Source organism: Longimicrobium sp., from assembly GCF_036280135.1.
Classification (GTDB): domain Bacteria; phylum Gemmatimonadota; class Gemmatimonadetes; order Longimicrobiales; family Longimicrobiaceae; genus Longimicrobium.
In genome coordinates this window covers 1-8,072 of sequence record NZ_DASURI010000306.1, presented here as the reverse complement: position 1 = coordinate 8,072, position 8,072 = coordinate 1, and the positions used below count along the sequence as shown (strand labels likewise).

The 8,072-nt window shown below is 72.1% G+C and carries 8 protein-coding genes and 1 riboswitch; of the genes, 3 read left to right on the top strand and 5 right to left on the bottom strand.

Going from position 1 to position 8,072, the window contains the following annotated elements; genetic code table 11:
- The coding region (locus VFZ20_RS09750) for a hypothetical protein (protein ID WP_329683676.1) at positions 1-665 on the bottom strand (665 nt) is incomplete at its 3' end.
- Positions 666-946: 281 nt separating this feature from the next.
- On the opposite strand from VFZ20_RS09750, the gene VFZ20_RS09745 reads away from it, so the two are divergent.
- Entirely contained in the window at positions 947-1,486 is a 540-nt protein-coding gene (locus tag VFZ20_RS09745) for a DUF2179 domain-containing protein (protein WP_329683675.1), read from the top strand.
- A gap of 315 nt (positions 1,487-1,801) precedes the next feature.
- On the opposite strand, the gene VFZ20_RS09740 is transcribed toward VFZ20_RS09745, so the two are convergent.
- Positions 1,802-2,806, bottom strand: coding sequence for an alpha/beta hydrolase family protein (locus tag VFZ20_RS09740; RefSeq protein ID WP_329683674.1), 1,005 nt, complete (start codon positions 2,804-2,806; stop codon positions 1,802-1,804).
- A 275-nt stretch (positions 2,807-3,081) separates the two neighbouring features.
- Here VFZ20_RS09740 and VFZ20_RS09735 point away from each other — a divergent pair, with 275 nt between their 5' ends.
- A complete protein-coding gene (locus VFZ20_RS09735) occupies positions 3,082-3,222 on the top strand; it encodes a hypothetical protein (RefSeq protein WP_329683673.1) in 141 nt (46 codons plus the stop codon).
- A 64-nt stretch (positions 3,223-3,286) separates the two neighbouring features.
- Here the strand turns inward: VFZ20_RS09735 and VFZ20_RS09730 are convergent, their stop codons facing one another.
- From VFZ20_RS09730 to VFZ20_RS09720, 3 genes are all read right to left on the bottom strand, one after another.
- The gene (locus VFZ20_RS09730; protein ID WP_329683672.1) at positions 3,287-3,472 is read right to left on the bottom strand and encodes a hypothetical protein; all 186 of its coding nucleotides are present in this window, start codon (positions 3,470-3,472) and stop codon (positions 3,287-3,289) included.
- 244 nt (positions 3,473-3,716) lie between these two features.
- Positions 3,717-5,549, bottom strand: a complete 1,833-nt coding sequence (locus tag VFZ20_RS09725) for a methyl-accepting chemotaxis protein (protein WP_329683671.1) — start codon at positions 5,547-5,549, stop codon at positions 3,717-3,719.
- Positions 5,546-6,649: a branched-chain amino acid ABC transporter substrate-binding protein gene (locus tag VFZ20_RS09720; RefSeq protein WP_329683670.1), complete on the bottom strand. Its 1,104-nt coding sequence runs from the start codon at positions 6,647-6,649 to the stop codon at positions 5,546-5,548. Before VFZ20_RS09720 ends, VFZ20_RS09725 begins: the two co-directional genes overlap by 4 nt.
- 470 nt (positions 6,650-7,119) lie before the next feature.
- Positions 7,120-7,212: riboswitch (cyclic di-GMP riboswitch) on the top strand.
- Positions 7,213-7,230: 18 nt separating this feature from the next.
- Between VFZ20_RS09720 and VFZ20_RS09715 the strand changes: the two genes are divergently transcribed.
- Positions 7,231-7,983 carry a glycoside hydrolase family 16 protein gene (locus VFZ20_RS09715; RefSeq protein WP_329683669.1) on the top strand — a complete coding sequence of 251 codons (753 nt, stop codon included), beginning with the start codon at positions 7,231-7,233 and terminating at the stop codon, positions 7,981-7,983.
- The last annotated feature ends 89 nt before the right edge of the window (positions 7,984-8,072 follow it).

The following is an 8,072-nucleotide window of genomic DNA, read 5'->3' as shown; positions in this document are numbered from 1 at the left end:
GCGAGGGCGCAGCTGTGGTACCCGCCCACGGCCAGCGTGCGCGGGTCCAGGTCGATGGCCTGCAGCGCGTTCTCGTCCGGCACGGGCGCGGAGACGTAGACCGTGAACCCGAAGCGCGCCACCGTGCTGGGCATGGTGAAGCGCCACTCCTTGGCGGCCGAGACTTCGTCCGTGGAGAGGATGCCGCCGTACTCGTGGTACGGCTGGATGGCGCTCATGAACATGGCCGTGCCGTCCTCGTTCTCCACCTCCACCGTGCCGTTGCCGGCCGTGGCGACGGGACCGGAGGCGAAGAAGACGCGGATGGGCGCCTGCGTCACGCCGTCTTCCGTGCCGATGGGCTGGCCCAGCAGGTTGCGCACGGTCACGTCCACGCGAAAGATCGACATTCCCCCATCGTAGCTGGCGCCGCTGCTGGCCAGCCGCACGGTGCCGCCCTGCCAGCCCAGCACCAGGCTGCCGCGCGCGCCCGCGGGCATCGCCGGGGCCGCTGCGGCGCACAGGACGGTCCCCGCGCGCACGTCCGCCGTGCAGTCCAGCCGCGCCAGCGCGGGCTCGGCCTTCGGCGCCGCGTCCGGCGGGGCGGCGACGAAGCCGTCGGCGCAGGCGGCGGCCAGCGGGAGCAGGGCGAACGGGAGGACGCGGCGGATGGAAAGGCGGCGCATGGACGACCTCATCAACGGGGAGAGCGACTCGGAGGGAAGGGCGGCGGCGCGTGGGAGGAAGGTCGCGCCGGACGCAGGGTAACGCGGCGCCCGGACCGGGTCAATGTTGATGACGATCCGTCCGCGCGAGCGCCGGCAGATCCGGGCGAACCTTTTGGGGCGCACGCGTGTAGAGCCTGGGTGAGGACGAACGATCCGGCCGGGCAGCGCGCCCCGGCCGGATCGGCTTTTTGTGATCGCGGGAACGGAACGCGTGGCGGGCGGCCGCGCGGGAGGAATCGATGACCCTGGACGTGCTGTTCGGCTCCGCGTGGGGGCCGCTGGTGATCTTCGGGCTGCGGATCGTGGACGTGTCGCTGGCCACCGTGCGCATGCTGCTGGCCGTGCGCGGGCACAAGCGCCTGGTGCCGTTCATCGGCTTCTTCGAGGTGCTGATCTGGATCCTGGCCGTGGGCAACGCGGTCAAGTTCCTGGACAGCCCGCTTCACCTGCTGGGCTACGCCGGCGGATACGCCACGGGCACGGCGGTGGGGCTGTGGATCGAGGAAAAGCTGGCCCTGGGCGTGAGCGCCCTGCGCGTGATGAGCGCCCACGGCGGTGTGGAGATCGCCGAGGCGCTGCGCGAGCGTGGGTTTGGCGTGACGGAGTTCCCGGCGCAGGGGCGCGACGGGCGGATGGAGGTCGTCTACGCCGTGCTGCGCCGCCGGCACCTGCCCCTGGCCCTGGCGCAGGTGAACGCCTGGGATCCGGATGCGTTCGTGATGATCGAGGAGCCGCGCGCCATCCAGCGCGGCTGGATGTTCGACCTGCGGCGGAAGTAGGCGAAGTCGGCTGATTCGGCCGGACGTCGCCCGCACGTCGAGCGACGACGCGGTCGCGGATCACGTCGACAGCCCCCGGTGGACGGATCTCCCGGCACGCGCCGAGCGGACAGCCACCGCGCGCGGAATCGGCCTGCGTGCACGGACGCGGTCCTCCCGCCGAGCGAATGAATTCGCCGCTGGAAAGGCACGAAGTCCGCCTGCGCGGACTGCCCCAGCGGAAGGCCGCACGTGTGCACCGGAGCAGCGTTTACGTCGTCGAAGCCCCACGCAGTTTGTGGGGCTTTCCGCTGTCGTTGCGGCGACTTTAGTCGCTCAGCGCGGCGCGGTGACGTGCTCGCGCATCCACGCCGCCAGCGCCTGCGTGAACGCCGGCATCAGCGCGCCGGAATCGTCCGCGAAGAATCCGTGGCCCGCGCCGGGAATGACGGTCACCCGCGCGTTGGTCTTGCCCGCGCCGGCAAACCCGCGCTCCAGGCGGTGCACGCTCACGGCCACGGGCACGTTGTCGCGCTCGTCCTCCGCGCCCAGCATCACCAGCACGGGCGGCTCCAGCACCAGCCAGTACGGCAGCGGATCAAAGGCGTAGGCCTGGCGCAGCATCGTCCAGATGGGCGCGTCCGGCGCGGCGGGAAAGCCGGCCGCGACGGGTCGAGCGCCCGTCGTCAGCGCGTGCTCGCGGGCGCGGCGGTACGCGTCCCAGTCGCCCGTGACGAGGTACGCGCCCGCGGCCCGGTTCAGCGCCAGCACCTCGCGGATGCCCGCCGAGTCCAGCCCCGCCTGCCGTGCCGTGTTGCCCATCTCGTGAAAGCTTTGCTCGGCGTAGCTCACGCCCGCGCCGGAGATGTCGACGACGAACGCCACGTGGCGCGACCGCGCGGCCGCCAGCGGCGCGATCCATCCGCCCTGGCTCAGGCCCACCAGGCCCACGCGGGTGGAATCCACGTCGGCGCGGGCGCGCAGGGCCTCCAGCCCCGCCAGCGCGTCCGCGGCCAGGTCGCCGAAGCCCGCCGTCTGCCAGTCGCCGCCGGATGCGCCGCTGCCGCGGTTGTCCGTGAGCAGCACGGCCGTTCCGCCCCGCACCAGCGCCTCGGCGATGGAGCGCGCCCACATGTTCGTGCGGTCGCTGCGCCCGGAGCCCTGGATGATGACGGCCGCCGGCACGGGCCCGCTCGCCGCCGGCGGCAGCATCAGCAATCCGGCGAGCGCGACGTCGCCGTTGTGGTATCGCACCTCCTCCGTGCGATACGGCGCGGATTCCTGTGCGCGCGCCGCCCCCGGCGCCACGAGGAGCAGCAGCGCGATCAGCAGCCTTGGCATATGCGGGATGATCCTGGATCGGGATGGATGATCGTGGCCGGCGGAATCGGCCATCAGCGGCGCGATGGACGATTGGATGCGGGGATCATCCGTTTGGTTGGACCGGTGAGATTGTCCCTCACCTTGATCGATGTTGTGAACGGTGTGAGGTTTCGGGGAGGTCGATACATCAGATCAACACCGATGAGGTAGCATGTCTGCTTCCCATGAACCGATCGAGGAGCTCACTCCCGAAGTCATCCGCTTGCGGGCCTGTTGAGCTTGGAGTCGCAGAGATGGCGCGCTTCATCAGCGAACGCTGCCAGATGCGCGGCAATTACACGGAGGAGCGAGAGGCACTCCTGAGCGATCCTCCTGTGGATGAGTTCTTCGCAGAGATCCATCGGCGCGAGGCGCTTCGCGCACGCGACCGTTGATACGCGAAGCGCCCGGCGGGGGGCCGGGCGCATCCGAATTCGTCGCGTCTGGTTGCCGGGCCGCTCAGGGCATCGACACCTCGTCCTCGGGCATGAAGGCGGTGGTGTCCGTGGGCGGCACCTCGGGCGTCACGCGCGGCTCGTCGATCGTGGGCCCGCTGTTGTCGGCCAGGGTGGGGCCGCTTCCGCCCGAGCACGCGGCCGTTCCGAGGGCAAGCGCCGCGGCGGCGAAGATGCGTCTGGCGTTCATCGGATCACTCCCGTTTCAGGCGACGTCGGTGCCGGCATCCCGCGTCCGGCGTGGGCCGTGGGTCTTTGCAACCCGCGTGCCTGAAACCACTTACACGCGCCACCGGTCCGATCGGCGAAAACAGAAATGTCTCACACGGGGCCTGCGGCCAACGGAGTCAGCGGTTTTGATCTTCTACCGTTGACTCCGTTGCCGAAGGCCCGTGTGAGACCGCAGTTCCCGTCCCGCGCGCGAAGATCGGCGTCTACCGCAGCGCGGGCTTGCGGCGCCGGCGCTTGGCCGCGAGCTCGTCCGGCACCTCCTCCGCGAAGAGCGCGGGCACGGCGACACGGAGCCGATCCGCATCCGCCCCATCCGTCGTATCCGCATCCGCCACGGGCGCCACGCGCAGCCCGCCCACCAGGCCGCGCAGCTCGCCCGCGTTCCCCGTGAGCCGGCCCGTGGCCTCGGACACCAGGCGGCAGGCCACCTCCTGCTGGGCCGTGGCCGCGCGGACGCCCTCCGCCGTCTCGGCGTGCACCACGGCCGTGTCGGCCGCGGCGGCGATGTCGTGCGCGGCCTCCACGGCGGCGGCGGCATTGCCCTCGGCCAGCCCCGTCACGCGGTCCGCGGCCACGCGCGTGCGCTCCGCCGCGTCCACGATGGTCGTCAGGGCGCCCTCCACGGCGTGGGCCACGCGCTCGATCTCGTCCACGTGGCTGGCACCGGCCTGCATGGCGGCGGCCGTGCTGTTCACCCGCTGCGTGATGGTACGGGTGATGGCGGCCACGTTCTCCGCCCCCTCGCGGGCCTGCATGGCAAGCTTGCGCACCTGGTCGGCCACGACGGCGAACCCGCGGCCCTCCTCGCCGGCGCGGGCGGCCTCGATGGCGGCGTTCAGCCCCAGCAGGTTGGTCTGCTCGGCGATGTCGTTGACCGTGCGGACGAACGTGCTCACGTCGGCCACGGCGGCGTTGAGGGCCACCGTCTCGGCCGCGGCGGCTTCCACCGTCGCCTTGATCTTGAAGAGCGTGCCGATGGTGGTCTCCGTCTCGGCGCGCCGGCTTTGCGCCTCGGCCTCGATGCTGGCGGCCAGGGCGGCCACGTCGCGCACCTCGGCCACCATGCGGCTGGCCGTCTCCAGCATTCGCCGCAGGGCGCCGTCCACCCGCCGCAGCTGCGCCACCTGCCCCGTGGCGCCCTCCGACACCTGCTCGATGGAGCGCGTGACCTCGCCCACGGCGGCGGCCAGCTGGCTGCTGACGACGGTCAGGTCGTCCGCCGACGCGGCGATGCCGTCCGCCGCCTGCGCCGCCCCCGCACCGATGCGCGACAGCGAGTCGCTCGTGCGGTTCATGGCCCGCGCCAGGATCCGCAGCTCGTCGGGAAGGCGGCTGTCCGTGCGCGCCGTCAGGTCACCCTCCGACAGGCGCCCGGCGTGCGCGGCCAGCTGGTCCAGCGGCCCCGTGATGGAGCGCAGCACGGCCCACACGGCCCCGATGCCGATCACCAGCGCCGACAGCAGCAGGGCCGCCAGGATCCACCGCCACGCGGCCGCGTCCGCCTCCAGCTCCCGTTCCGCCGCGGCCACGCGCGCGCCCTTGACCTCGGCCAGCTTGCCCAGGGCGCCCAGCATCTGCGCCTCCATGGCCCGCGCCGTGTCCGTCTGGGCGGCGGCCTCGGCGGCGCGGCCCAGCACGGCCAAGCGGCGCGCGGCCACGTAGCGCACCTCGGCGTCGGAGAGCTGCTGGTCGATGCCCACCACGAGCTCCACCTCTTCCTGCGTCTGCCCGTCGCGGCGCAGCAGCTGGCGCTGGGTGCGGTGCGTCTGCCAGCGCAGGGAGTCGAACTCCGCCGCGGCGCTCTCTCCGTGCTCGATGTAGCGCGCGGCCACGGCGATCTCGCGGGCCACGTCCGTCGCCAGCATGGCGGAGAGGCGGGCGTCCTGCTCCACGCCGCTCATGCTGCTGCGGATGGCGCCCGACAGGCTCGTCATGGAGCGCCATCCCACCGTCCCCGCCACGGCCAGGAGCACCAGGACAAAGCCGAACCCCAGGATCAGCCGGCTGCGGATGCCGGACCCCATGCGGCCCCTCACCGGCCCTCCAGGGGAACCAGGGTGCCGCCCCGCGCCTGCGTCATCACGAACCCGCTGCGGTCCGGGTCGCGGTCCGCCCTGAAGCGCACGGGGCCCGTCACCCCGGGAAACGAGCGGTCGCCGCGCACCTGGGCCAGGTACCCGCGGATGTCCGCGCGGTTGAAGCCCACCTCGGCCATCGCCTTGGCCAGGAGCCGGGTCGCGTCGTACGCCATGGCGGCGTTGGCGTCCGGCTCCACCCCGTACTTCGTCCGGAACGCCTCCACGAAGCGCACGGCCTCGGCCCGCGTGTCGCGGATGCTGAAGGGCACGGCCACGTACACGCCCTCGCTGGCCGCCGTGTCCGTGACGACGCCGGACCACCCGTCTCCCGCCACCCAGCGGGTCGTGAAGCCCTGGCGACGCGCCTCGCGCAGCAGCGCCTGGCCGCTGAGCTCCGTTCCGGCCACGAACACCAGGTCCGGCGCCACCTGCCGGTAGTAGCTGATGAACGGCTCCACGAGCCGCCCGTCGCCCGCGATGGGGTCCACACCCACGAGCTCGCCCGGATAGTTGGCGCGGAAGGCGGCGGCCAGGCCCCGGCCGTAGACGTTGTTCTCGTAGAGGACGGCGACCCGCTGGGGACGGAGGCCGGCCGCGAAGCGGGCCAGGTTGGCGCCGTTGGTGGAGTCGTTGGTGGTCACGCGGTACACCCAGGGCGACACGCCCGTGAGCTCCGGCGAGGTGGCGCTGGGAATGACGGCCACCAGGCCGCGGTCGTACACGCGGGCGGCGCCCACCATGGCGCCGGAGTTGGAGTGGCCCACGACGGCCTTGACGGCGGGATCGCCCAGGAAGCCCTCGGCGATCTGCGCGGCCTTTACGCCGTCGCCGCCGTCGTCCTGGGCCACCACCTTGAGGGTCATCCCCCGCACGCCCCCCTCGGCGTTGATCTCCTCCGCCGCCATGACCACGGCGTTGCGGACCATGCGGGCGTAGCCCTCCGTGAACGGGCCCGCCGTGCCGATGGCGACCTCGCCGCCGCCGCCGTCGCACGCCGCCAGCAGGCAGGCGAGCGCGGGCAGCGCGGCCGACCGCGCGACCACAACCGTACTCCGCAACGTAAGCTCCCGGTCCGGGGATGGATGGGTCCGCGGCACGCGCCCGCGGGGGTGGGGTCAGGAAGAAGTGTAGAGAGCGCTCTGGGCCAGGGGTGGCGTAAAACGATCACCCATGGTGCCGCGGCCGGGGAAGCGCGGAGGACGCGCCCGCTCCAGGTGCGGCGGATGGAAGACAGCCGGGGACAGGCTCTCGGGTTTGAAGGCCCCCAGTATACACCATCCGGTTTCTGACGTCAAATATTGTAGCAGAAACCGGCGGATCGGGAAGGTACGCCGCGACGGTGCCACGCCGCGCGGGGCGCCCGCCGTCCGCGGGAACGACGAATCGGCAGGGTCTGACACACGGTTCCCGAATGGAATTGTGCATACTGACGAGGCGGATGCCGAAAGGTCACGCGTCGGCCCTTTCGCAATCGCCTCCTCGTGCCGATACTGACGCGTGACACGTCACGCCCGGTTCCCCCGGGCGCCTCCAGAAACGGCAAACCCGTCGAAAGGCGGGGACGCAAAGCTACGAGGCTACCGCGGATCGGCAGATCCGCCACGCTCGTCGGGCTGCCTAACGAGGGAGCAGGATCCCCATGACATCGCAGTATCCCCGCGCGAAGCGGGTCGCCACTCCGGCGGCCGGCCTTCGCCCCGCGCGCGCCGCCGCCCTTGCGGTGCTCGCGCTGGCCGCCGCATGCTCCGACATGCCGACCAACCCCGATTCCGAGGCCGAACTGGCCCGCTCCCCCGCCGTCTCCACGGCCGTCACCGAAGAGTTCAACGGCCCCGCGTTCGGCGGGTGGACGGCGGACACGCACCCGCTGGGGCGCGGCTCCGTTCGCGCCACCAACGTGGCCCTGGGCGGCGGCACGGCCGCGCTCTCGCTGGCCGCCGGCGCGTACGACGGCGCCGAGATCCTCACCGCCGCGCGCTACGGCACGGGCACGTACACGGCACGGATGCGCACGCCCGTGGCGCCGGGCAGCATCTCGGCGTTCTTCCTGTACCAGGGCGTGGCCGGCGGCAACGACGAGATCGACATCGAGATCTTCAACGACGGCACGCGGCGCATCATGTTCACCACGTGGGTGGCGGGGAAGGAGACGAACAACGTCACCCGCACGCTGCCGTTCGACCCCGCCGCCGGGCTGCACGACTACGCGATCGAGTGGACGGCCAAGACCGTGAAGTTCCGCGTGGACGGCGTGGTGATGCAGGAGTTCAAGCGCGGGATCCCGAAGAGCGCCATGTTCGTGATGGCGAACACCTGGTGGCCCACCTGGCTTACGGGCCCGGTGCTGACCACGCCGCGCACGTTCAGCATCGACCGGATCACGATCGGGTAGGGACAGACCAGGATCGTGCACGGAGGTGAATATCTGCCGGACCGCGGAGAGCCCCCTCCCCGCTCGTTCCTCGCGGAGAGGGGAGAACA